The sequence below is a fragment of the Mesorhizobium sp. LNHC252B00 genome, assembly GCF_000502955.1.
In the GTDB taxonomy this organism is placed as follows: Bacteria; Pseudomonadota; Alphaproteobacteria; order Rhizobiales; family Rhizobiaceae; genus Mesorhizobium.
The window spans coordinates 1-23210 of the sequence record NZ_AYWO01000032.1; the positions used below are offsets into that span (position 1 = coordinate 1).

The 23210-nt window shown below is 63.9% G+C and carries 19 protein-coding genes and 6 pseudogenes; 18 read left to right on the forward strand and 7 right to left on the reverse strand.

Annotated features, from left to right (window positions below; translation table 11 throughout):
- Positions 1-481 precede the first annotated feature (481 nt).
- Positions 482-831 (forward strand): annotated as a pseudogene (locus X744_RS1000000172675) (adenylate/guanylate cyclase domain-containing protein); the annotation flags it as partial.
- Positions 832-1026: 195 nt separating this feature from the next.
- Here X744_RS1000000172675 and X744_RS01000000170235 read toward each other — a convergent pair.
- A pseudogene (locus X744_RS01000000170235) lies at positions 1027-1303 on the reverse strand (TetR/AcrR family transcriptional regulator); the annotation flags it as partial.
- On the opposite strand from X744_RS01000000170235, the gene X744_RS144085 reads away from it, so the two are divergent.
- On the forward strand, positions 1268-2059 hold the full coding sequence (locus X744_RS144085; RefSeq protein ID WP_023762106.1) for an SDR family oxidoreductase: 792 nt from the start codon (positions 1268-1270) through the stop codon (positions 2057-2059). The pseudogene X744_RS01000000170235 and the gene X744_RS144085 sit on opposite strands and share 36 nt — an antisense overlap.
- 58 nt (positions 2060-2117) lie before the next feature.
- Entirely contained in the window at positions 2118-3212 is a 1095-nt protein-coding gene (locus X744_RS144080; RefSeq protein WP_023762107.1) for an alkene reductase, read from the forward strand.
- 52 nt (positions 3213-3264) lie between these two features.
- Here the strand turns inward: X744_RS144080 and efp are convergent, their stop codons facing one another.
- Positions 3265-3834, reverse strand: a complete 570-nt coding sequence (efp, locus tag X744_RS144075; protein WP_023762108.1) for an elongation factor P — start codon at positions 3832-3834, stop codon at positions 3265-3267.
- Positions 3835-3948: 114 nt separating this feature from the next.
- On the opposite strand from efp, the gene epmA reads away from it, so the two are divergent.
- On the forward strand, positions 3949-4995 hold the full coding sequence (epmA, locus tag X744_RS144070; RefSeq protein ID WP_023762109.1) for an EF-P lysine aminoacylase EpmA: 1047 nt from the start codon (positions 3949-3951) through the stop codon (positions 4993-4995).
- 27 nt (positions 4996-5022) lie between these two features.
- On the opposite strand, the gene X744_RS144065 is transcribed toward epmA, so the two are convergent.
- A complete protein-coding gene (locus X744_RS144065) occupies positions 5023-5439 on the reverse strand; it encodes a VOC family protein (protein WP_023762110.1) in 417 nt (138 codons plus the stop codon).
- 167 nt (positions 5440-5606) lie between these two features.
- On the opposite strand from X744_RS144065, the pseudogene X744_RS01000000170240 reads away from it, so the two are divergent.
- From X744_RS01000000170240 to lpxK, 6 genes and pseudogenes are all read left to right on the forward strand, one after another.
- A pseudogene (locus X744_RS01000000170240) lies at positions 5607-6954 on the forward strand (TldD/PmbA family protein).
- A complete protein-coding gene (locus X744_RS144060) occupies positions 6941-7744 on the forward strand; it encodes a 3'(2'),5'-bisphosphate nucleotidase CysQ (protein WP_023762113.1) in 804 nt (267 codons plus the stop codon). The pseudogene X744_RS01000000170240 and the gene X744_RS144060 overlap by 14 nt, the downstream one beginning before the upstream one ends.
- A 102-nt stretch (positions 7745-7846) precedes the next feature.
- Positions 7847-8092, forward strand: a complete 246-nt coding sequence (locus tag X744_RS144055; RefSeq protein ID WP_013532345.1) for a DUF4170 domain-containing protein — start codon at positions 7847-7849, stop codon at positions 8090-8092.
- Between the two features lie 5 nt (positions 8093-8097).
- Positions 8098-8889: a lysophospholipid acyltransferase family protein gene (locus tag X744_RS144050; protein ID WP_031261028.1), complete on the forward strand. Its 792-nt coding sequence runs from the start codon at positions 8098-8100 to the stop codon at positions 8887-8889.
- Positions 8886-10202 carry a lipid IV(A) 3-deoxy-D-manno-octulosonic acid transferase gene (gene waaA / locus X744_RS144045; RefSeq protein ID WP_023762115.1) on the forward strand — a complete coding sequence of 439 codons (1317 nt, stop codon included), beginning with the start codon at positions 8886-8888 and terminating at the stop codon, positions 10200-10202. The genes X744_RS144050 and waaA overlap by 4 nt, the downstream gene beginning before the upstream one ends.
- Position 10203: 1 nt before the next feature.
- Complete coding sequence (gene lpxK / locus X744_RS144040) at positions 10204-11229, forward strand: tetraacyldisaccharide 4'-kinase (RefSeq protein WP_023762116.1); 1026 nt, start codon at positions 10204-10206, stop codon at positions 11227-11229.
- On the opposite strand, the gene X744_RS144035 is transcribed toward lpxK, so the two are convergent.
- Positions 11226-11462, reverse strand: coding sequence for a DUF2093 domain-containing protein (locus X744_RS144035; protein ID WP_031261032.1), 237 nt, complete (start codon positions 11460-11462; stop codon positions 11226-11228). The two genes, lpxK and X744_RS144035, sit on opposite strands and share 4 nt — an antisense overlap.
- A 125-nt stretch (positions 11463-11587) precedes the next feature.
- Here X744_RS144035 and X744_RS144030 point away from each other — a divergent pair, with 125 nt between their 5' ends.
- Positions 11588-12181, forward strand: a complete 594-nt coding sequence (locus X744_RS144030) for a hypothetical protein (protein ID WP_031261033.1) — start codon at positions 11588-11590, stop codon at positions 12179-12181.
- Here the strand turns inward: X744_RS144030 and X744_RS144025 are convergent.
- On the reverse strand, positions 12178-13104 hold the full coding sequence (locus X744_RS144025; protein WP_031261035.1) for a LysR family transcriptional regulator: 927 nt from the start codon (positions 13102-13104) through the stop codon (positions 12178-12180). The two genes, X744_RS144030 and X744_RS144025, sit on opposite strands and share 4 nt — an antisense overlap.
- 91 nt (positions 13105-13195) lie before the next feature.
- Here X744_RS144025 and X744_RS144020 point away from each other — a divergent pair, with 91 nt between their 5' ends.
- The 3 genes and pseudogenes from X744_RS144020 (at position 13196) to X744_RS144015 (ending at position 15498) form a co-directional block, all read left to right on the forward strand.
- Positions 13196-14089 (forward strand): DMT family transporter, encoded by an 894-nt coding sequence (locus X744_RS144020; protein ID WP_023762120.1) that lies wholly within the window; start codon positions 13196-13198, stop codon positions 14087-14089.
- A 147-nt stretch (positions 14090-14236) separates the two neighbouring features.
- Positions 14237-15113, forward strand: a pseudogene (locus tag X744_RS01000000170245) (alpha/beta hydrolase).
- A 58-nt stretch (positions 15114-15171) separates the two neighbouring features.
- Positions 15172-15498 carry a hypothetical protein gene (locus X744_RS144015; protein ID WP_023762123.1) on the forward strand — a complete coding sequence of 109 codons (327 nt, stop codon included), beginning with the start codon at positions 15172-15174 and terminating at the stop codon, positions 15496-15498.
- 294 nt (positions 15499-15792) lie between these two features.
- On the opposite strand, the gene mutL is transcribed toward X744_RS144015, so the two are convergent.
- Entirely contained in the window at positions 15793-17661 is a 1869-nt protein-coding gene (gene mutL / locus X744_RS144010; protein ID WP_023762124.1) for a DNA mismatch repair endonuclease MutL, read from the reverse strand.
- A 107-nt stretch (positions 17662-17768) separates the two neighbouring features.
- Positions 17769-18670: pseudogene (locus tag X744_RS04605) on the reverse strand (LysR substrate-binding domain-containing protein).
- Between the two features lie 92 nt (positions 18671-18762).
- Here X744_RS04605 and X744_RS04600 point away from each other — a divergent pair.
- The 4 genes and pseudogenes from X744_RS04600 (at position 18763) to X744_RS143995 (ending at position 23202) form a co-directional block, all read left to right on the forward strand.
- Positions 18763-20318 (forward strand): annotated as a pseudogene (locus X744_RS04600) (trimethylamine methyltransferase family protein).
- Between the two features lie 40 nt (positions 20319-20358).
- Entirely contained in the window at positions 20359-22008 is a 1650-nt protein-coding gene (locus X744_RS144005) for an ABC transporter substrate-binding protein (RefSeq protein ID WP_031261037.1), read from the forward strand.
- Between the two features lie 95 nt (positions 22009-22103).
- Positions 22104-22583: a DUF3828 domain-containing protein gene (locus X744_RS144000; protein ID WP_023762129.1), complete on the forward strand. Its 480-nt coding sequence runs from the start codon at positions 22104-22106 to the stop codon at positions 22581-22583.
- Between the two features lie 4 nt (positions 22584-22587).
- Complete coding sequence (locus tag X744_RS143995; RefSeq protein WP_023762130.1) at positions 22588-23202, forward strand: hypothetical protein; 615 nt, start codon at positions 22588-22590, stop codon at positions 23200-23202.
- Positions 23203-23210 lie beyond the last annotated feature (8 nt).

A 23210-nucleotide genomic window follows, 5' to 3' on the forward strand; every position in this document is an offset into this window, starting at 1 on the left:
AAGTGTCGTCGGCAAAAGGCTGCGGGAACCGGGCACTAGTATATGTCGCCCAAAAGTGCGCAGCGGTTTTAGTAAAACGAGATGGAAGCAATAACCTAAGGCGTCGCATGAATCCGTTCAGTCACGAAGTTTTAGCCAAGGCACGGGACTTGAAAACCGGCGCGGACACGAGTTCACGGCGGTGCCAATCCCGCTCCATCCGATGGTTGAGATATGCTTCGGAACTTCGGTTTTAGTGCAAACCGACCTCTTAGCCGTGATGTTGGCTGTCGTGTGTGGTCAGGCAGAGAAAATCCCATCTGCTTGAATGCGGGCGCCAGAAGCTGCCATTCCGGTTACGGCCCCCATCAAGTCGCTGACCGCGCTCAGACAGATATGAGATTCTTGCAGTTGAGGAGGGGTTCTCCGTAACTCGGGTTGCGAAGCTCGAATCATAGGAGAACCCCATGCAGGTTTTTGGCCTGCCCGGTCATATTCTACCATGATGGAGCGAGACGAGGCAGGTGCGCATCAGCGGGTGCGCGCCGGTCATAAGGAACTTTTCGAGCCGACAGTGACGCGTCATCATGGCACTATCTTCAGGCTGATGGGCGACGGTCTGCTGGCGGAGTTTTCTTCTGTCATCGAGGCGATGGAATGCGCGGTTTCGTTGCGTAAATATCGCGGCGCGACTAGAACAACTTGCTGAGCCTGGCGGTATCTGGGTTTCGGCGAAGGTCGCGCGAGGTTGAGAAGAAGCTGGCTTTCGGCTTTCAGTCGATGGGCCTGCAGAAGGTCAAGAGCATCGCGGAGCCGGTTGAGGCATACCGTGTTACGACCGACGGCAAGGCCAAGCCCATGCGCACGAGCCGCAGCCGCTCGCGGCTGCCGGCGACAGCGTGGTTGCCTCAACAGGGAAGTTCGAAATCCTCTTGGTTCGCGAATCCCCCTGATTGCACGCTGCGGTGCGATATTCTGCAAGATAGCCACCCAACCACCGACGATAGCCGCATTGCTCTCGACAAGAGCACTCCCGCCGCAGACCACCTAGCTGGCAGACACTTGGCTGATCCCGGCATCGACCCAGGCACGCGTCTGCTCAAGCACTTCATCCGACAGCGCGGGATCGTCGATCGCCCGGGCGAGGATCACTGCCCCCACCATCGCCGCAAAGCTTCCGATCGCCGCGCGGCGTCTGTCCGCCGCTTCCAGCTTCGGGAGCGCCTTGCCAATGGTCGATCTGCTATCGAAGGCCCTCTGTCATGGCTGAGCGGGCAGCCGGGGTCTGATGGCGGACAGCCGCGGCAAGACCCGCCGTCGGACAGCTGCCGGCGGCGTTGGCGCTTCCTATGCCGAACGGTTCGCCCGCCGCGGACACGACCTCGTGCTGGTTGCCCGTGACGTGGCACGAATGGAAGCACTGGGAGCCCGGCTCCGTCAGGAAACTGGCGTTGCGATCGACATCATCCAGGCTGATCTTACGCAGCCTGCCGAGCTTGCAACGGTGGAGACGAGGCTGCGCGACGACGCCCGCATCGGGATCTTTGTCAACAACGCCGGAACGGCCATCGGCGGAAGCTTCATCGAGCAGAGCACCGATGACGTCGCCCGGCTCGTTGCGCTCAACACGACCGCGCTTCTGCGACTTGCCAGCGCCATCGCCCCGCGTCTTGCGAAGGCGGGTGCAGGGTCGATCGTCAACATCGGCTCCGTAGTCGGGCTGGCGCCGGAGTTCGGCATGACGGTCTACGGCGCAACCAAAGCCTTCGTGCTGTTTCTGTCGCAGGGGCTCAGCCTCGAGCTTGAGCCGAAGGGCGTCTACGTCCAAGCCGTGCTGCCCGCCACGACGCGAACCGAGATCTGGGGCCACGTCGGCGCCGACATCAACACGCTCTCCAACGTCATGGAGGTGGACGATCTGGTTGACGCGGCGCTGGTCGGCTTTGACCGCCGCGAACCGGTGACCATCCCGCCACTTCCCGATGCCGGTCAGTGGGACGCGCTTCAGGCTGCGCGCCAGGCCATGCTTCCGAACTATCGGAACGAACATCCCGCTGAGCGGTACCGCAAGGTCGCCTGAGCACCAACGAATCCATTTGATAACGACCTCGTCGCGGCGGGGACAAACAAGGTGACCTATGACCGACAAAGCACTTTTTGAGCCTTATTCTCTCGGCTCGCTGACGCTCTCCAATCGTATCGTCATGGCGCCCCTCACGCGCAATCGCGCTGGCCCGGGCTTGGTTCCGGGCGATCTTGCCGCCGAGTATTACGGCCAGCGGGCCTCCGCCGGCCTGCTGATCTCCGAGGCCACGCAGATCTCGCGGCAGGGACAAGGTTACCAGGACACGCCCGGCATCTACTCCCAGGCTCAGATCGACGGCTGGCGCAAGGTCACGACAGCCGTGCACGCCAAGGGCGGGCGTATCTTCCTGCAGCTCTGGCATGTTGGTCGCGTCTCGCACGTCGATCTGCAGGAGAACGGCGCCGCGCCCGTGGCGCCCTCAGCAATCCGGGCCGCGACCAAGACGTTCGTGAACAACAGCTTTGTCGAGGTTTCGGAGCCCCGCGCGCTGGGGCTCGACGAGCTTGCGGGGATCGTCAACGATTTCCGGCAAGCAGCCGCGAACGCCATTGAGGCCGGTTTCGATGGCTTCGAGATTCATGGCGCCAACGGCTATCTGCTGGACCAGTTCGCCAAGGACGGTGCCAATGTCCGCACAGATGCTTATGGCGGATCGGTCGAGAACCGCGCCCGGCTGATGCTGGAGGTTGCGACTGCGGTGGTCGAGGAGATCGGCGCAGAGCGCACCGGCATCCGGATTTCGCCCGTCTCGCCCGCCAACGGCGTCTCGAGCAGCGCCCCCCAGGCGCAGTTCGACTATATCGTCGATCAACTCGACGCTTTGGGCATCGTCTATATCCATGTCGTCGAGGGCGCCACGGGCGGATCGCGCGATGTCGCGCCGTTCGACTTCGGATCGCTCCGCCGGCGCTTCAACAATACCTATGTCGCCAATAACGGCTATGACCTCGAACTCGCGGCGTCGCGGCTCGCCGAGGGCAAGGCGGACCTGTTCGCCTTCGGGCGCCCGTTCATCGCCAATCCTGACCTTGTGGAACGGCTGAAGACGCGCACGCCGCTGACGGAATTCAACTCGGCGACGCTCTATGGCGGCGGCTCCGCTGGCTATACCGACTATCCCGCGATCGCCGCCTCAAGCCGCCCATGAGCTATCGGAGGGCGGCGGCTGCGAGGCAGCCATCCCACGTGACAGGAGCCCCTCAGTCCTTGGCCCGCTCCACATAAGCCCCATCGGCCGTCATCACCACCACGCGGGTGCCCGGCGCGATGTGCGGGGGCACCAGCGTGCGCACGCCGTTGGACAGCACGGCCGGCTTGTAGGATGAGGAGGCCGTCTGTCCCTTGGTCGTCGGCTCGGTTTCGACCACTTCGAAGGTAGCGCGCTGCGGCAGCACCAATGAAATGGCAATGCCGTTGAACTGTGACAACTGCACGGCCATGCCTTCCAGAAGGTAAGGCGCCATGTCGCCGACCACGGCTTCCGACACCGCTACCTGGTCGTAGGTTTCCGGGTTCATGAAGTGAAAGCCTTCGCCGTCGCGATAGAGGAAGGTGTGCTCGCGCTCTTCGACATAGGCGCGCTCCACCTGTTCGGTGGTGCGGTAGCGCTCCGAAACCTTCACTCCGTCGCCTATGCGGCGCATGTCGAGCTGCGTCACTGGCGTGCCCTTGCCTGGATGGATGTTTTCGGCAAAGAGGATCACATAAAGCTTGCCGTCCTTTTCGACGACATTGCCTTTGCGGAGCGAACTGGCGATGACTTTCACCACGGTTTTAAATCCTGCGATAGTTGATTGGCGTTTGCCGGCTTGTGCGGCGCTGGATGGGGGCCTACCGCATCTTGGCCGCCGCCGCCAGCCCCCTTCCACCATGATCTGGGCCCCATGACCGAAGCTTCACCCTGGTGGACGCCGCATGTCCATGCCGACCGCCGCCCGCGGCTGATGCTGCGCAATGCCATCGCCGCCAGCCTGCGCGACTGGTTCGCCGCCCATGATTTCGTCGAGGTGGAAACGGCGGCCCTGCAGGTCTCGCCCGGCAACGAGGCGCATCTGGCGGCCTTCGCCACGGAAGCGATAGGGCCGGACGGCGCGCGGTCGCCGCTGTATCTCCACACCTCGCCGGAATTCGCCTGCAAGAAGCTGCTTGCCGCTGGCGAGCAGCGCATTTTCAGCTTCGGTCCCGTCTACCGCAACCGCGAGCGCGGCCCCTTGCACCATCCCGAATTCACCATGCTCGAATGGTACCGGGTGGGCGAGGCCTATGAGAGCCTGATGCAGGATTGCGCTGCCTTTCTGGCGCTTGCCGCGACAAGGGCAGGGGCGACGCGCTTTTCCTTCCGCGGCCGCGACTGCGATCCGTTCGCCGAGCCGGAGCGGCTGACGGTTGCGGATGCCTTCACCCGCCATGCCGGCATCGACCTGCTGGCCACGGTCGCCATCGACGGCAACACCGACCGCGACGCACTTTATGCCGCCTTGGTCGAGGCCGGCCTGCGCACCGCACCCGACGACAGCTGGGCCGACCTGTTCAGCCGGGTGATGGTGGAAAAGGTCGAACCGTTCCTCGGCCAGGGGCGGGCGACCATCCTGTGCGAATATCCTGTGGCCGAGGCGGCGCTGGCGCGGCCAAGCCCGATCGACCCGCGCGTTGCCGAGCGCTTCGAGCTCTATTGCTGCGGCGTCGAACTCGCCAACGGCTTTGGCGAACTGACCGATGCCGAGGAGCAGCGCCGGCGCTTTGTCATCGAGATGGATGAGAAACAGCGCATCTACGGTGAGCGCTATCCGCTGGACGAGGATTTCCTCGCCGCCCTGGCCATCATGCCGCAGGCCAGCGGGATCGCGCTCGGCTTCGACCGGCTGGCCATGCTGGCGACCGGCGCTCAGAAGATCGAGGACGTCATCTGGACGCCGGTCGCTGCGTCCTGAATCACTCGGCAGCCGTTCCTGACCTGTTCAATGCGCGAAAACCTGCTCCAACGAGCGGAAGCCCTTGAATTCCAGTGCGTTGCCCGAGGGGTCGCGGATGAATAGCGTCGCCTGTTCGCCGGGCTCGCCCTTGAAGCGGACCATCGGCCGTTCCAGCCAGTCGATATCGTCGCGCGCCTCCAGTCGCGTTGCCAGGCGCTGCCAGTCGTCCATCAGCAGCACAGCGCCGAAATGGGGGATAGGCACGGTGATGCCGTCGACCTTGCCGTCACTGAGGGCTTGTGCTGCCTGCGGCCGCAGATGCGCCGACATCTGGTGGCCGAACAGGTCGAAGTCCACCCAGGTCACCGACGAGCGGCCGACCGCGCAGCCCAGCACCTCGCCATAGAAAACGCGGGTTTCATCGAGATCACGGACAGGAAAGGCGAGATGGAAGGGCGTCATCGAAAATGCTCCGAGCAGGCTGCGGACTGGTTATGCGTCGCGGGGTTCGCGGTTTGAACCCTCAACCCTGCATTTTGATTGAAGCCTATGCCATTGCACAAGCCGGACCGGAACAATAGATGGGTGGGCAACGACCGGACGTCGGCCGCACCAGCAGGATTTCAGGCATGACCGATATATCAGACGCAGCAAAATTGACCGACCGCGTCGCGGCTCTGGTCGAGGCTGCCAAAAAGGCCGGCGCCGATGCCGCCGACGCGGTGGCAGTGCGAGGCCGCTCGACCGGTGTGTCGGTGCGTCTCGGTAAGGTCGAGGGCACCGAATCGTCCGAGAGCGAGGATGTCGCGCTACGCGTCTTTGTCGGTGGCCGGGTGGCGAGTGTCTCGGCGACGGCGGCCTCGGATCCGAAGATGCTCGCCGAGCGTGCCGTCGCGATGGCGAAAGTGTCGCCGCAGGATCCTTACCAGGGGCTCGCCGACCCGGCATTGCTCGCCAAACAGACGCGCGATCTCGACCTGTTCGATGCCACCGAAGTGTCGGCCGACCAGTTGAAGGAAGCAGCCCTTGCGACGGAAGCGGCAGCCCTTGCCGTCAAGGGCGTGACCAATTCGGCCGGCGCCAGCGCCAGTGCGGGCCTGGGCGGGCTGGTTCTGGCCACCTCGCACGGCTTCCTCGGCCACTATGTCGGCTCGCGTTTTTCGCGCTCGGCCAGCGTCATTGCCGGCGAGGGCACCGGCATGGAGCGCGACTACGAATTCTCTTCGCGCCAGCACTTTGCCGATCTGGATACACCCGAGGATATCGGCCGCAAGGCCGGCGAACGCGCGGTGCGTCGCATCGGGGCGCGCAAGGCGGCGACCGGGCCGGTCGACGTGGTGTTCGATCCGCGCGTCGCGCGCGGCATCGCCGGCCATCTTGGCGGCGCCATCAACGGCGCCTCGGTCGCGCGCAAGACCTCGTTCCTGCGCGACATGATGGGCAAGCAGGTGGCCGCATCCGCCATCACCGTCACCGACGAGCCGCTCAGGCGGCGTGGCCAGGCCTCGCGTCCATTCGACGGCGAAGGCGTCNGTCGAGGGGAAAAAGCTCTTGATGGTCGAGAAGGGCGTGCTCAATCACTGGTTCCTGTCGACATCGGCCGCGCGCGAGCTTGGCCTCGTCACCAACGGGCGCGGCGCGCGCAGCGGCTCTTCCGTCTCGCCATCCTCCACCAATCTCGCCATTGAGCCCGGCGAGCGCTCGCCGGAAGAGCTGATCAAATCGCTCAAGACCGGGTTCTATGTCACCGAGGTGTTTGGCCAGGGCGTCGACATGGTCACCGGCGAATACAGCCGTGGCGCCTCGGGCTTCTGGATCGAGAATGGTGAACTGGCCTATCCGGTCGCCGAGGTCACCATCGCCTCGAACCTGAAGACCATGTTCCTCAACATGGTGCCGGCAAGCGATCTTGACCGCAATTTCGGCACCGCCGCCCCAACGCTCCTGATCGAAGGGATGACCCTTGCCGGAGCATGACCTGACCACTGCCGGCGCCACCGAGGATTTGGAGCTGCTGCGCGATGCCGCCCGCGAGGCTGGTGTCATCGCCATGCGCTACTTCGGCAACAGCCCACAAGTCTGGATGAAGGGCGGCACATCGCCGGTCAGCGAGGCCGATCACGCCGCCGACGCCTTTCTGCACAAAACGCTGCTGGCGGCGCGGCCGGATTATGGCTGGCTGTCTGAAGAAACAGTCGACGATCCGGTTCGGCTTTCGGCACGCCGCACCTTCGTCGTTGATCCGATCGACGGCACGCGCGGGTTCCTGGAGGGCCAGCGCACCTGGTGCGTCAGCGTTGCCGTCGTCGAGCATGGCCGCTCGTTGGCCGGCGTACTGGAATGTCCGGCGATGGAGGAGACCTATTGGGCGCTGCCCGGTCAGGGCGCCTTCCGCAACGGCAAGCGGATTGCGGTGCGCAAGCTGGCGGATACGGCCGAGATTTCCGGGCTCAAGCAGTTGACCGACCTGATGCCTGCCGAATGGCAGGCGCGGCTGAAGCGGGCGCCCTACAGTCCTTCGCTCGCCTATCGACTGGCCATGATCGCCAATGGCGCGCTGGATGCCACTTTCGTCAAGCCGAACGCGCATGACTGGGACATTGCGGCCGCCGATCTCATCCTGCGCGAGGCCGGCGGCCAGTTGCTCGACCAGCATGGCCGCGCCCCGCTCTATGCCGGCGAGGTGACCCGTCACGGCGTGCTCGCCGCCGGCAGCGGCGAACTGCTGGCCGTGCTCGCCGGCGTCATCGCCGGGCTGGATGCGTGAAAGCGCTTTCCTGAACGAGATGAATTCATCAGGCTCTAAGGTTCCAAAGTCGGCGGCTTTGGTCTAGACCTGTCACAAACTCACGATATGTGAAGGACCGACATGGCCGCGGAAGACGGAAAGAAACAGCTTTTGCATCTGGTGTTCGGTGGCGAACTGAAGAAGCTTGGCGGCACCGAATTCCGCGATCTCGACGGGCTCGACATCGTCGGCATCTATCCGGACTATCAATCCGCGCACACGGCGTGGAAAGCCAAGGCGCAAGCCAGCGTGGACAATGCCCACATGCGTTATTTCGTCGTTCACCTGCATCGGCTGCTGGACCCCGACAACAAGGCTGCCGGTTGACTTCGATGGAGCATGATCTGGCGAAAGGGCCAGCGGGAGAGGCCTCGCCCACGGGCAGGGGACGCAGCCGCACGACCAAGGCCTTCTGGCGCAAGATTCGCCAACCGCTGGCGGAATCGCGGTTCGTCAAGAACGCCATCGCCAGCCTGTTCGCCCAGTTCGTCCGGTTCGTGCGCCTCACCAATCGCGTCGTCGAAGGGTCGGCGCAGTTTTCGGGCGGTGACTATACCGAGTTCGAGCCCGGCATCATCGCCCTGTGGCACGGCCAGCACCTGCTGACGCCAGCCTACTACCCCAAGCGCAAGCCATTGGTCGCCATGGTTTCGCGCAGCGCCGATGCCGAGCTCAACGCGTTGATGCTGGAGAAATTCGGCATCGAGGCTGTGCGCGGTTCAGGTGGACGTGAAAATGCCAGGCATCTCGACAAGGGCGGGGCAAGAGCCCTTATCGCCCTGAAAAAGTCGCTCGCCAGCGGCAAGAACGTCGCCATGATCGCAGACATTCCGCACGGTACACCGCGCGACGCAGGGCTTGGCATCGTTCTCCTGGCGCGCCTCTCGGGCCGGCCGCTTGTGCCAGTCGCCATCACCACCAGCCGCCGCAAGGTGCTGGAGAAGAGCTGGGACAGGACCACCATCAACCTGCCATTCGGCCGCTCGTCGATCGTCATCGGCCCACCGATCTTCGTGGCGGCTGGCGCCGACGACGCCGAAATGGAGCGCAAGCGCCAGGAAGTGACAGTCGCGCTCAATGCCGCGACCGCTGAGGCTTACCGTCTTGTGGACGCCACACGATGAGCGGTCGCTGGGCGCGAGCCATGCTGTCGGCATACCGCTTCGCGGGTGCGGCCGCTTATCCGCTGGTCGGGCCCTATGTCGCCTGGCGCACCTCGCGCGGCAAGGAAGACCGCTATCGCCGCCGCGAGCGCTATGGCGTCGCCGGCCGCCCGCGGCCCCAAGGTCCGGTGATCTGGATCCATGCTGCAAGCGTGGGTGAGACAATAGCCGTCGTGCCGCTGGTCGAAAGCATTCTCGACTACGGCGTCAACATCGTGCTGACGACCGGCACGGTCACTTCGGCGCAGGTCGCCGACGAGCGGCTCGGTGATCGCATCATCCACCAATATGTGCCGCTCGACCTCAAGCCGGCGGTCAGCCGGTTCCTCGATCACTGGCAGCCGGATCTGGCGATCATCGCCGAATCCGAGATCTGGCCGATGACCATCCTCGAGCTTGGCGCGCGCCGCGTGCCGCAGGTGCTGGTCAATGGCAGGCTGTCCGACCGTTCGTTCAGGTCGTGGAAGAAACGGGCAAACATCGCCGAGGCGTTGTTTGAGAATCTGGCTCATGTGGTGGCGCAGTCGGATGTCGATGGCGAGCGCTTCCTCGCGCTCGGCGCCAGGCCGGTCACCGTGTCGGGCAACCTCAAGGTCGATACTTCGCCGCCGCCGGTCGACGAACGGGTGCTGGCGACGCTGCGGCGGCAGATCGGCGCGCGTCCGACCTGGGCGGCGATCTCGACTCATGACGGCGAGGAGGTAGTCGCCGCGGAAGTCCACGCGACACTGCACAGGCGTCACCCTGGTCTTCTGACGATCGTCGTGCCACGTCATCCCGCCCGCGCCGAGGTGCTTGCCACGCAGATTTCCGGCATGGGCCTGAAGGTCGCGCGGCGCAGCAAGGGCGACAGGATCACTGCCGACACCGATATATTGCTCGGCGATACGATCGGCGAGATGGGGCTTTATCTCAGGCTGACGGAAATCGCGTTCGTCGGCCGCTCGCTGACCTCGGAGGGTGGCCAGAATCCGCTGGAGCCGGCCATGCTCGACACCGCGGTTCTCGCCGGCCGCAATGTGCAGAATTTTCGCGAGGCCTACCAGCGTCTGCTCGACAGCGGCGGCGCCAAGCTGGTGCGCGATCGCGACATGCTGGCCGGCGCCGTCAATTTCCTCCTGACCAACGAAGTGGCGCGCCACGAAATGATGGCGGCGGGCGTTGCGACCGTCGATGAGATGCGCGGTGCGCTGGCGCGCACGCTGAAATCCCTTGAGCCTTACATCCAGCCGCTGGTCATCAAATCGCGCCTGAAGGGCGCTAACGGGCGCTAACGTGGCTTCCGAAGCACCACCATTCTGGTGGGAAGAGCCGGACTGGCGGGTCCTGGCACTGTCGCCGCTGTCGGCCATCTATGCGCTTGCCGCCGGTCGGGGCATGCGGCGGGCCAAGCGTGAGAAAATCGAGGCACCGGTTCTGTGCGTCGGCAATTTCACTGTTGGCGGTACCGGCAAGACACCGGTGGCCATCGCGCTCGCCCAACAGGCCAAACGCATGCATCTGAAACCCGGCTTCCTGTCGCGCGGCCATGGCGGCTCCTTCGCCGAGCCGCATGTCGTCGATGTCAATCACGACAGCGCCAGGCATGTCGGCGACGAGCCGCTGCTCTTGGCCGAACACGCGCCAGTGGCGGTGACGCCGAACCGCGCCGCCGGCGCCCGGCTGCTGCTGGAAAAGCATGGCTGCGATTTCTTGATCATGGACGATGGCTTCCAGAGCGCGCGCATCCATATCGACTACGCGCTGGTCGTCGTCGACGCGCGCTACGGGATTGGCAATGGCCGTGTCATTCCGGGCGGTCCGCTCCGGGCCAAAATCGTCGACCAACTGGTCTTCACCAGCGGGCTGTTGAAGATGGGCGAGGGCACCGCCGCTGACGCCGTGGTACGCCAGGCGGCGCGCGCCGGCCGGGCGATCTTCGAAGCCCATACCGAACCAACCGGCAAGGCAGGGCTTGCCGGAAAGCGGCTCCTGGCCTTCGCCGGCATCGGCCACCCCGAGAAATTCTTCGACACGGTGCGCAATGCCGGCGGCGAGCTGGCGTTGACTCGGCCGTTTCCGGACCATCATTTCTATGGCGAGGATGAACTTGCCGAACTGGCGGCGACCGCACGCGCCGAGGGGCTTGGCCTCATCACCACCGCCAAAGACGCCGCGCGGCTGCGGCACGGCGCCTCACAGGACTTTCTCGACCGGCTCGAAGTGCTGGAGATCGACACCGTTTTCGAACTCGATCACGTGCCCGCGCGCATCATCGATGAAACGCTCGATGCCTGGCGCCAGCGTAAGATGAGGGGCTAACCGCGCTTTCGAAGCTCCGGATGCACCTCGATTTCGCGGCGCAGGGATGCAGTTGCGCTGACATAGGGCTCTTGCCTGGCGACGCTCCAGTATTTCAACTCATCGAGCGGAATGCTTTCGCCGGTCACCGCGCAGCGCACGAATGCGCCGGGGCTGGTAACCTGGAAATCGCCATCGAGATAGCGGATGCGGGCTTCCTTGCTGCCGCCGGGGCCTTCGAAACGGTTCATGATGCAGGGACGCCGAGGTTCATGGGGATTTCATCGCCATAAATTTCCGGCGAGGTCAAGCATGTGACAAGCCTGAGACAATGCTGAGCCCCTAATGTTGGAAAGAAAAACGCTGTTGACAGGGCGCTATGGATATTTCCTCTGCTCGTCTTGCCGCCTTGCTTCGGGAAGCAATAACGCCGCAGGCCGTGCCGTCGGCGAGGGCCAATCCGGTAAAAGCCGCCCTCGTTAAGGCGCTTGTGGCGCCGCCGGCGCCATCCGGCGCGCCCGTGCGTCCGGCAGCGACACCGTCACTGCCTATGCTGATATTGCCGGCAACAACGGCGAGAGCCCAGCAGACAGCATCGGCGGAGATGTTGCAGGCCTACCTGGCGCTCGCGGAGCCGGACGGCGAAACGACCGGGGTTGCCGCAGCGACTGCGGCGAGGACATCGGCCGACGGCGACAGACGACGTGGCCTGGCGCCGCCGCCGGCAAGGATCGATGAGGAAGCCGCCGCAAAGCCCACGGCACTGCCATGGCTTGCGCTCCTCTCACCTGAGGTTCCGGCCCTGCGCCGCGCGACGGTGGCCAAGGCGGTTGCAGGACGAGGGCGGGCGGCTTCCCGGTCGAACGACGTGGCGCAACCCGAAAGCAGGCAGATGAGCGTCGGGCTAACGTCGTTGGCTGCCGGGCTGTTGGTCGCGGCGATCGTCGGGTTCGTCCTTCTGGTGCTACGCTAACCCTCAGCATCGATGAAGGCTTCCATCTTTTCCGGCGGCAGTCCTGCCTGCACCGCGATACGGCGCGCCAGTTCCGCCGCGGCGGCCCGTGGCCGTCCCATCGGCCGGTCGAGCCAGTAGGATACCGGATTGAGGGCGGTGGGCTCGTCGACGGGAGTGATGCGGCCCGACTCCAACTGATGCCCGGTCAGCGGCGGACGCGCCAGCGCGATGCCGAGCCCATAGGCGGCGGCGTCGAGCACCAGATTGTAGTCCTCGAAGCGACGGTCCTGCGGGCGCGGGCGGTAGTCCATGCCTTGCGCGGCGAACCAGGCGCGCCAGGCCGACGCATCGGAATCGTTGATCAGCGGAAACTTGAGCAGCCGGGCAGGGTCGCCGCGACCGATCTCGCGGGCTAGCTCGGGCGAGGCGATGGGGAAGACATGTTCCTCGAAGAGCTGCACCGAGACGCGGCCTGGAATGCCGCCGCGGCCGCAGCGGATCGAGAGGTCAATGCCTTCGTCGGCAAGGTCGGCCTGACGTATATCGACATCCAGCACGATGCGCAGCTTGGAGGGATCGTTCTCCAGCGCTGCCATGCGCGGCATCAGCCACAGCCCGCTGACCGAGGGGATCGAGGTCAGACGCACCACGGCGGTGCCGCGCGGTTCGACCCAGCGGTCGGAATGGCTGGAAATCAGCGCGAAAGCTTCGGCTGTGCGCAGATGCAGCCGGTTGCCCTCGATGGTCAGCGAAACGCCGCGCGCGCCACGATCGAAGACTTTCAGTCCCAGCCAGTCTTCGAGCTTGGCGATCTGCCTGCTGACGGCGCCGTGGGTGATGTTGAGCTTTTCGGCCGCCGCCGAAAAGCTCCCTGTTCGCGCCGCCGCGTCGAAGGCGCGCAGCGTTTCGAGCGGCACCATTGTGTCTGAGCTGTGATCCATAGTCACAGGTGATCCTCGATTTGGTCGTTTGTCAACCGGCCCGAAAAGGCGTTTTCTGCCTTTCAGGACCGAAGAACACGAGGACGGTGAGATGGGTGCAATCACGGGCACGTTGAATTCGACACAGCGGGTGGACACCACGGCAGCCATTGCGGTGGCGCTGACGGTGGTTGGCTGGGCGTCAGCCTTTCCGGCGATCCGTGCCGGTCTTGCCGCCTTCGGGCCGCTGGAACTCGGCGCCCTGCGCTTTTCCATCGCCGCGGTGCCGGCGGCGATCTTCCTCGCGGTCAAGCGGCCGGCGCTGCCCAGGCTCGACGAAGTGTGGCGCCTCGTCTTCGGCGGCGCCATCTTCGTCGCACTCTACACCGTCATGCTCAATTTCGGCGAACTGACCGTTTCGGCAGGTGCCGCTGGCTTCATCATCAATGTCAGCCCGATCTTCACCGCCATCATGGCGATGGCGTTGCTTGGCGAGCGCTTCTCGGGCATGGCCTGGTTCGGCACGATGATTTCCTTCGCCGGCATTGGCATCATCGCCACGGCAGACGGGCAGGGACTGCATTTCAACGCCGGTGCCCTGCTGGTACTTGGCTCGGCCTTATGCTCGGCCGTCAACACCATCGTCCAGAAGCCGCTGTTTGCCCGCCATCATCCGTTGACCATTTCGGCTTCGAACATGGTGCTCGGCGCACTCTGCCTGTCGCCCTTCCTGCCGTCAGCCTTTTCGCAGGCGGCGCTTGCTGACACCGCAGGCCTTGGCGCTGTGATCTTTCTCGGCATCGTCCCCAGCCTGATCGCCTATGCCGCCTGGGCGACCGCACTGTCGCGTCTGCCCGCGGCACGCGCCTCGAACTTCCTTTACCTGGTTTCGCCCATGTCTGCTCTGATCGGCTTCTTCTGGCTGGGCGAAGTGCCGACGCTGCTCGGCATCCTGGGCGGCGCGCTGGCGCTTGGCGGCGTCATCGTGGTGAATTTGAAGAGATGAATGCTGGAGTTGTCCGACTCCAAAGAAATGCTGAAGCCCGACCCTCCGACGTCTACCTGATCGGCCAGTGTCCCTTGCGCTCCGATAAATCCCGGAACGAACCCCGGCTAGACGCGTTTTGCCGGTGTTTATTCGACGGAGGCCCGAATGGTGGGTGCAACGACGCACCGGCGCATGCAACTGGATGATCTATCCATTTTCTACCGCGAGGCAGGGCCACCCGAAGCACCTGTCTTGCTCTTGCCGCACGGCTATCCCTGTTCCTCATACCAATTCCGCCAATTGATGCCCGCGCTCGCCGACCGCTGGCGGACGATTGCATTCGACTGGCCGGGCTTCGGGTACAGCGGCACACCCGATCTGACCGCCTTCGGCTATGATTTTGACGCCTATGCCGACGTGCTTGCCAAACTTGTTGATGCATTCGGTCTCAAGCGCTACGCCTTGTGGCTGCATGATTATGGCTCGCAGATAGGACTCCGGCACGCGATCTCGCATCCGGATCGGGTCACCGCGCTCATCATCCAGAACGGTGATATCTACGAGGACGTCCTCGGTCCCAAATACGCCGTGATCAAAGCTTGGTGGGCCGACAAGACGCCCGACAAGCACCGCCCACTCGAGGCGGCGGTGAGCGAGGACGGGTTTCGCGCCGAGTTCATCGGCGAAGTGGCGGACGACGTCGCCATGCGCGTGCCGCCCGATCTGTGGAAACTTCACTGGCCATTGATGGACACACCCGTCCGTCGACAGGTCGCCGTCGATTTAATGGAGAAACTGGAGGCCAACCTTGCCTGGTTCCCGCGATATCAAGCCTATCTGCGCGCCTATCATCCGCCGACGCTGATCGTCTGGGGGCCAGAGGACGGCTATATGCCGGCAGCGTCCGCCCGGGCCTATCATCGCGATCTGCCCGATGCGGAACTGTTATTTGATCGATCGCGCGGGCCACTGGCTGCTGGAGACACATTTCGACGATGCCCTGCCACTGATTCGCGAGTTTTTGGCACGTGTCCACGCCTGATCGTCGCTCAAGGTTGGGGTTCGCAGTGCCCGTGCCCGTCTGTGCGAAGGAGTTTATCATGCCGACTAAGCCGACAATCGCGCGCATTTGGCGCGGTCGCACACGCCGCGAGGTTGCCGACGCCTATGAGTCATACATTCGCGCCGAGGGTATTCCACCCCTCGAGAAGACCGCGCTCGGCGTCCAATTGTTGCGCGAGGACCGCGGCGAGGAGACGTGGTTCACGACCATCTCCTATTGGGCCGATATGCAAGCGATGACCGCCTTCACCAAAGGCGAACCGACCAAAGTCCACCATTTGGACCGCGATGCCGAGTTCCTGATAGAATTGCCCAAGCGGATCGATGTCCATCGGATACTCGTCGATAGGCAGGGACTGCGCTGACGGCCACGTGGTCATTCGCAACCTCACCTTTCTTCGCGGTGATGTCGCTGATGTGGGGGCTGACCTGGACGGCGATCAAGTTCGGTCTCAATGACTTACCCCCCACTTCTGTTGGCGGCGATGCGCTACCTGCTGGCTGCTGCGATGCTGGCGATTGCCGTGCGTGAAGCCGGCGCCGCATTCGGGGCGAGCGCGGCGAACGGTTGTCTCGGCATTGCTGGTGAACACTGGCACCTACGGTCTGCTCTTTCGCCGACCAAACGCTCTTCCTGCATCGTCTTTCCCAGAACTGAACTAACGCCGCCCAAACAGCCTCTCGATATCCGCAAGCTTGAGTTCGATATAGGTCGGTCGCCCGTGGTTGCAGGTGCCGGAACCCGGCGTCGCCTCCATCTGGCGCAGCAGCGCGTTCATCTCCTCGGCCTTGAGCAGGCGGCCGGAGCGGACCGAGCCGTGGCAGGCCATGGTCGCAGCAATCTTGTCCAGCCGCTCTTTCAGCGTCTCGACCGTGTCGTTGTCGGCGATCTCGTCGGCAAGATCGCGCACCAATTGCTGGACGTTGGTTTCACCGAGCATCGACGGCGTCTCGCGCACTGCGACGGCGCCCGGGCCGAAGCGCTCGATGCCGAGGCCGAAGCGGGCCAGCGTCTCCGAATGCATCGCCAGCCGTTCGGCATCCTCTTCCGGCAGGTCGATGATTTCAGGCAGAAGCAGCATCTGCGAGGGCACGGGGCGCGAATGCAGCGCATTTTTCAGCGCCTCGTAGACCAGCCGCTCATGCGCTGCGTGCTGGTCGACGATGACGAGCGAATCCCTGGTCTGCGCGACGATGTAGTTCTCATGCACCTGGGCGCGCGCCGCACCCAGCACCGCGCCAAGCAATGTCTCGGCGGCTTCGCCCTGTCCGGCGCGCGCATCGGCGCTGGCAAGCGGACCGGCATCGAACGCAGCCTGATCATTTTCGCGCAAACCGCGATGCTCAAAGCCAGCCCCTTCGAAACCCATGTCGAGCGGCCGCTGCGGCGAACGGGCCGCATCGAAGCTGGACGTACCTGACGCGCGGTAGGCCGCGTCGTAGCTGCGGTGGCCGTTTGCCGAGCCGCCGTAGGATGCGGCACCGGGCCGGAAGGCCGCCATCATACCGGCAGCGCCCGTGGTCGCGGCACGAATGCCGGAATCGGCGAGTGCTTGCCGGATTGCTCCGACGATAAGCCCACGCACCAGGCCAGGGTCGCGGAAGCGCACATCGGCCTTCGCCGGATGGACATTGACGTCGACGATGGCCGGATCGAGCGACAGGAACAGCACCGTCACCGCATGGCGGTCGCGCGGCAAGACGTCGGCATAGGCACCGCGGATGGCGCCGGCGATCAGCTTGTCGCGCACCGGGCGGCCGTTGACATAGGCATATTGTTGCAGCGCGTTGGCGCGAGTGAAGGAGGGGATCGACACGTGACCGGTCAGATGCACGCCTTCGCGCATCGCGTTGATGGCAATCGAATTGTCGGGAAAGTCCGCGCCCATCACCTGGGCGATGCGGCGCAGACTGCCTTCCGCGCCGTCGTCGGTCGCCGGCAGTTCCAACGTCGAGCGGTCGGAACCAGCCAGCGTGAAGCGCACGGCAGGGAAGGCGATGGCGATGCGCTTGACCACGTCGCTGGTCGCCGAGCTTTCGGCACGTTCGCCCTTCATGAATTTGAGTCTGGCGGGAGTGGCAAAAAACAGGTCGCGGACCTCCACGGTGGTCCCGCGATTGGCAGCAGCCGGCCTGACGGGCAAGACGCGGCCACCCTCGATGCCGATCTCGGCGGCACTGTCGCCGGCGGCCGTGCGCGAACGGATCGACAGCCGCGACACCGAGCCGATCGACGGCAGCGCTTCGCCGCGGAAGCCGAGCGAGCGGATATCGTTGATATCCTCGGTGAGCTTGGAGGTGCAGTGGCGGGCAATCGCCAGCGCCAGCTCCGGTTCTGGAATGCCGGAGCCGTCGTCGGTGACGCGGACCAGGTTCAGCCCGCCGCCGGCCGTGACGATCTCGACCCTCCCGGCACCGGCATCGAGCGCATTCTCGACCAGTTCCTTGACCACGCTTGCCGGACGCTCGATGACTTCGCCGGCGGCGATCTGGTTGATCATCGTTTCGGAAAGTTGGCGGATGGGCATGCCGTCCACTATAGGCGGATTCGAATGCGATGAGGAAGCATTCGATGTCGGCGGAATAGCGGTGATGCTGTCCCGCCGACTTTCAAGGAACTGGGAGGCACTGTCCCTCACGCCTGCGCGGCCAGCCAGTCCCGCACCTTGCTGGCGTTGTCGCTGAGCTCGCGGTTCTTCGGCCAGACGACGTAGAAGGCCTTGCCGGTCCTCAGCACATGATCCGTCACCGGCACCAGCAGGCCTGATGCCAGCAGCCGCTCGGCAAGATGCCGCCAGCCGAGGGCAATGCCTTGCCCTTCCATCACGCCCTGGATCACCAGGCCATAGTCGTTTATGCGCAGGCCGCGCGCGGTGTCGCTTAGGCTGGCGCCCGCCGACACGAACCATTCGTCCCAACTGGCCGCCTCGCGGTACGGCTCTTCCAGATGGATGAGACGGTGCGTGGCCAGTTCCGCCACCGATTTGGGCAGGCCGAACTTTGCCGCGTAGCTGGTTCCGGCGACGGGGAAGATTTCCTCGTCCGCCAGCGGCAGCGAATGATAGTCGGGCCAATCCCGCTGCTCGCCGCCGCGCACGCCGAGAGGGATGCCTTCGGCGATGATATCGAGATCGCGGTCGGCGGTCTGGATGCGCAGGTCGATGCCCGGCAGTTCGTCTCGGAACTGCTGTAGGCGCGGCATCATCCAGAAGGAACCAAAGGCCGTCGAGGCGGCCAGCGTCACGTGGCCGCCGGTTGCCTGCAGGCGCAGATCCTCCGCCGATTTGCGGATATGCGAGAGGCCGAGCGAGACATCGGCGTGGAAGCGCTCGCCGGCCTCGGTGAGGACGACCTGGCGATGGCGGCGCTGGAACACCTTGGCGCCGAGCTGTTCTTCCAGTCCGCGCACCGCGTAGGAACGGCAGCCTGCGTCATGCCGAGTTCGCGCCCGGCGGCGGTGAAGCTCGACAGACGCCCGGCCGCCTCGAAGACGATCAGGCTGCCGGCCGAGGGCAGGAGGTGGCGCAGGCTTCGCATAAGCTCAGCTTATACAAGAGATCAGGATTTTCCAGCGTCACATCGCCATTTTGTCCCGTTAGGCTGGTGCCAATGAGTGGAATGGAGTTGCCATGAACGCACCTGCCCCTGATGTGACCGAACACGCCAATCGTCGAAGTGGCGGCCGCTTGGGGCGCAAAGCGCTGCGCGGAGCGCCGGTAATGTCGTTTCCGACGCTGGTCCGCAAGATCCCTGTCTATCAGATGGTTCCCGATGAGGCGGTCGAGCTGATCCATGAGGAGTCGCTCTCGATCCTCGAAGAGGTGGGATGCGAATTCCGCGACGACGAGGCCATTGCGATCTGGAAGGCCGCGGGGGCAGACGTTTCGGAGACACGTGTCCGGTCCGCATCGACCGCGCCTTGCTGATGGAGCTCGTGTCGAAGGTCCCGTCGGAATTCACGCTCAATGCGCGAAATCCGCAGCGCTCGGTGCGCGTGGGCGGCAACAACTCCATCTTCGTGCCGATGTACGGCGCGCCTTATGTGCGCGACCTCGACAACAACAGGCGCTACGGCACGCTCGCCGACCTCAACAATTTCCACAAGCTCGCCTACATGGCGCCGGCGCTGCATTCATCGAGCTCCATCATCTGCGAGCCGATGGAGATTGCGGTGCCGAAGCGTCACCTCCACATAATCCATTCAGCGCTGAAGCACTCCGACAAGCCGTTCATGGGCATCGTCACGTCCAAGGATCGGGCGGAAGACACGATGGCGATGGCGGGCATCGTGTTCGGCGAGGATTATGTCCGCGACAACCCGGTCCTGGTGTCAATCACCAACTGCAATTCGCCGCTTGTGTGGGACGCCACCATGCTGGACGCGATGAAGGTCTATGCGCGGAGCAACCAGCCGCTGATCCTCGCGCCCTTCGCACTGTGCGGCGCCTCGACCTCGGCCTCCGCCGTGGGCGCGGTGGCGCAGGTCAATGCGGAAGCGCTGGCGGGCGTCGCGTTCACGCAGCTGCTGCGCCCTGGGTCGCCGCAGGTCTACGGACAGTTCATGGTGACGGTGGACATGAAGACCGGCGCTCCCATGGGCGGCACGCCGGAGGCGGCCCAGATGATGTATCTGATGGGTGCGCTGGCGCGGAAATACCGGCTGCCGTGGCGCACGTCGGGTTTCCATGTCGGATCGAAGCTGAACGACGCCCAGGCGGGCTACGAGGCGAACATGCTGATGCATGCCGCCATTCTTTCTGGGGCCAATTACATCTGGCACTCCGCCGGATGGCTCGAGGCCGGCCTGACTTGCGGCTATTCGAAATTCGCGACCGACTGCGAACAGCTTGTCGGCTGGTACAAATACGCCGGCGGGCTGCCGTTCGACGATTTCAAGGAAGCGATGGCGGCGATCCGCGAAGTGGGGCCGCAGGGCCATTTCCTGGGCACCCAGCATACGCTCGAACATTTCGAGTCCGCCTTCTTCATGCCCACCATCATGGACTTCAATTCGTTCGAACAGTGGAAGGCCGAAGGGGCGAAGGACCATGACACGCGCGGCCGCGAAAAGGCACGCAACATGCTGGCGGATTATGAGGAGCCGAAGCTCGACGAAGGCATCGCCGACGGCCTGACAGACTTTATCGCGCGGCGCGAGGAGAAGCTGCCGGACAGCGTCAGCTGATGCGACGAACCAAGACCAAGGGACCAGACGGGAGGAAACAATGACCCTATTCAGGAGCAATAGCGATCACGTGCCGAGCGCCATCGAAGCAATGGCCGCCGAAGCACGCGCCGGTCGTGTCGACCGGCGCGAATTCCTGGCGCTGGCAAGCGCCTTCGGCGCGTCAACGGCGCTTGCCTACGGCATGATCGGCCTAGCCGTGCCCGATCGGGCGGTGGCGCAGGAGGCAAAGAAAGGCGGAACGCTGCGCGTTTCCATGTCGGTGAAGGGGCAGAAGGATCCGCGCACTTACGACTGGGTGGAACTGGCCAACATTTCGCGCTGCTGGCTGGAGCCGCTTGTCCGCTACACCAGGCAATTCACATTCGAGCCGGTTCTACTCGAAAGCTGGGACATCAACGACGATGCCACAGAATACGTGCTGCACGTGCGCAAGGGCATCACCTGGAACAACGGCGATGCTTTCAACGCCGATGACGTCGCCTACAATCTGACTCGCTGGTGCGAGAAAGGCGTCGCCGGCAATTCGATGGCCGCCCGCGTCGGCGCGCTGATCGACGCAAAGACCGGCAAGGCCAGGGATGGCGCGATCACCAAGGTCGACGACAACACGGTCAAGCTGAAACTCGCCGAACCCGACATTTCGCTGATCCCGAACTTCACCGACTATCCCGCGCTGGTTGTTCATCGCAACTTCGATACCGACGGCGCCGATCCGATCAAGAAGCCGATCGGCACGGGGCCGTTCGAACTGGTCTCATACGATGTCGGCCAGAAGGCGGTGGTCAAGCGCCGCGAGAACGGCAAATGGTGGGGTGGGGAAGCGCCGCTCGACAGTGTCGAATTCATCGACTACGGCACCGACTTCAACGCTTCGGTCAATGCTTTCGACTCCGGCGAGATCGACCTCAATTTCGAGACGCCCGCGGACTTCATCGACATACTCGACAAGATGGGCCTGGTGAAATCGGAGGTCGCGACGGCGACGACGCTCGTTGCCCGCACCAACATCACCCACAAGCCCTATGACGACCAGCGGGTGCGCAATGCCCTGCAAATGGCCGTCGACAACAATGCGGTTCTCGAACTTGGCTATGCCGGGCGAGGCACCCCCGGCGAAAACCATCACGTCGCCCCGATCCACCCGGAATATTACCCGCTGCCCAAGAAGACACGTGACGCCGCCGGCGCCAAGAAGCTGATGGCGGAAGCCGGGCAGGCCGACTTCGAGCATGAACTGATCACCGTCGAGGACGATTGGCAGAAGAATACGGGCGACGCGATCGCCGGCCAGCTGCGCGATGCCGGGATCAAGGTCAAGCGCACGGTGCTGCCGGGTTCGACCTTCTGGAACGACTGGACGAAATATCCCTACTCGATGACGATCTGGTACATGCGCCCGCTCGGCGTCCAGGTGCTGGCGCTGGGATATCGCACCGGCGAGGCCTGGAATGAAACGGCATATTCGAATCCCGATTTCGACGCCAAGCTCAAGCAGGCTCTCTCGCTCATCGACGTGGCGAAGCGCCGCGAAGTGATGAAGGACGTCGAACAGATCCTGCAGGATTCGGGCGTCATCGTTCAGCCGTTCTGGCAGAAGCTCTACAGCCACATGAACAAGAAGGTGAAGAACTACGGCGTCCACCAGACCTTCGAGATGGACCTGCAGAACGTCTGGCTGGATGGTTGAAACAAGCGTTGCGGGGCTTCATGAGCCGAAGAAAAGCCGATATGCAGGATACGTGGTATTGATAGGCTCAAGCCATCAAAAGCTGGAGATTCTGCATGAGACTGACAGTGCTCGTTGCCGCCCTTTCGATAGCCTTGCCGGCGGCCGCCGTCGCCGGACCGGCGTCCAACGCCGTGAAGTTCTTCTATGTTCCGGCGGTCAAATTCGAGGCCGACGAACAATACCGGGATCGGTTCACCGAGCCGGTGACGAAACTCTTCGACCTGAACGACCAGGCAACGAAAAAGAACCCGGACGAGGTCGCCTGCATCGATTTCGATCCTGGCCTGGACGCCCAGGATTTCGATCAGAAGACCGTCTCGAAGACGCTGAAACTGTCTGAGAAGCTGGATGGCGACAATGCAGAGGTTACAGCGTCCTTCAGCCTTTTCTCCGAAGGCGACGATTCCAAACGCGAAATGGTGTGGTCGCTCAAGAAGATCGAAGGCAAATGGAAGATATCGGACATTGCCTCGAAGACCAACGACTGGAAGCTCAGCGCGCTGGAATGCATGGCCGGCCAGACAGCGGAGTGATGCGATGGCCCATCGCCCGTTCCTGGCACTCTCGACCATCTGCCTGCTGGCGGTGAGTCTGAGCGGTGCCGCCGCCCAAGGTTTGTTGGGTGCGCCGCCGGCAAACACCCCGGCTGACACCGCGCCGGGCGACAGCGGGGCGCCGCCGGCAAATGCGCCCGGCGGGGCCGTGGAACCGACAACGCCGCCGGTAGGGCGGTCGCCAGCCGAGGCAGCGCCGGCAGCGCCCATCCTGCCGGGATCCCCGACCGCTGTGGTGCGGCCGTTTTACGATCAGGCTGGGCTGGAGATCGATCCGGCGCAGCGCAGCCATTTCATCGATCCGGCAAAAACCGTGCTCGACAAGAGCGACGCCTTGCGCAAATCCGGGCAGGGCGAATGCCTCGACCCCAACATGGCGCTCGACAACGCTGATTACGACAAGGCCGAGATCGCCAAGAGCCTGAAGACGCTTGAGGCGATCAGTGGCGACCAGGCCAAGGTCATCGTCGCCTTCGTCATCGCTGGCAACCCGCACCGGCTGGAGTGGAAGTTCAAGAAGGTCGACGGCGACTGGAAGATCACGGATCTGTTGTCGGTGACCGGTGAATGGGCACTCAGCCAATATCAGTGCGAATGATGAGCGAG

Bases quoted from the DNA above. Each gene is read 5' to 3' on its own strand.
- X744_RS144085 (WP_023762106.1), top strand. From the start codon at position 1,268: ATGGCGGACAGCCGCGGCAAGACCCGCCGTCGGACAGCTGCCGGCGGC.
- X744_RS144080 (WP_023762107.1), top strand. From the start codon at position 2,118: ATGACCGACAAAGCACTTTTTGAGCCTTATTCTCTCGGCTCGCTGACG.
- epmA (WP_023762109.1), top strand. From the start codon at position 3,949: ATGACCGAAGCTTCACCCTGGTGGACGCCGCATGTCCATGCCGACCGC.
- X744_RS144065 (WP_023762110.1), bottom strand. From the start codon at position 5,439: ATGACGCCCTTCCATCTCGCCTTTCCTGTCCGTGATCTCGATGAAACC.
- X744_RS144055 (WP_013532345.1), top strand. From the start codon at position 7,847: ATGGCCGCGGAAGACGGAAAGAAACAGCTTTTGCATCTGGTGTTCGGT.
- X744_RS144050 (WP_031261028.1), top strand. From the start codon at position 8,098: ATGGAGCATGATCTGGCGAAAGGGCCAGCGGGAGAGGCCTCGCCCACG.
- waaA (WP_023762115.1), top strand. From the start codon at position 8,886: ATGAGCGGTCGCTGGGCGCGAGCCATGCTGTCGGCATACCGCTTCGCG.
- X744_RS144030 (WP_031261033.1), top strand. From the start codon at position 11,588: ATGGATATTTCCTCTGCTCGTCTTGCCGCCTTGCTTCGGGAAGCAATA.
- X744_RS144025 (WP_031261035.1), bottom strand. From the start codon at position 13,104: ATGGATCACAGCTCAGACACAATGGTGCCGCTCGAAACGCTGCGCGCC.
- X744_RS144020 (WP_023762120.1), top strand. From the start codon at position 13,196: ATGGGTGCAATCACGGGCACGTTGAATTCGACACAGCGGGTGGACACC.
- X744_RS144015 (WP_023762123.1), top strand. From the start codon at position 15,172: ATGCCGACTAAGCCGACAATCGCGCGCATTTGGCGCGGTCGCACACGC.
- mutL (WP_023762124.1), bottom strand. From the start codon at position 17,661: ATGCCCATCCGCCAACTTTCCGAAACGATGATCAACCAGATCGCCGCC.
- X744_RS144005 (WP_031261037.1), top strand. From the start codon at position 20,359: ATGACCCTATTCAGGAGCAATAGCGATCACGTGCCGAGCGCCATCGAA.
- X744_RS144000 (WP_023762129.1), top strand. From the start codon at position 22,104: ATGAGACTGACAGTGCTCGTTGCCGCCCTTTCGATAGCCTTGCCGGCG.
- X744_RS143995 (WP_023762130.1), top strand. From the start codon at position 22,588: ATGGCCCATCGCCCGTTCCTGGCACTCTCGACCATCTGCCTGCTGGCG.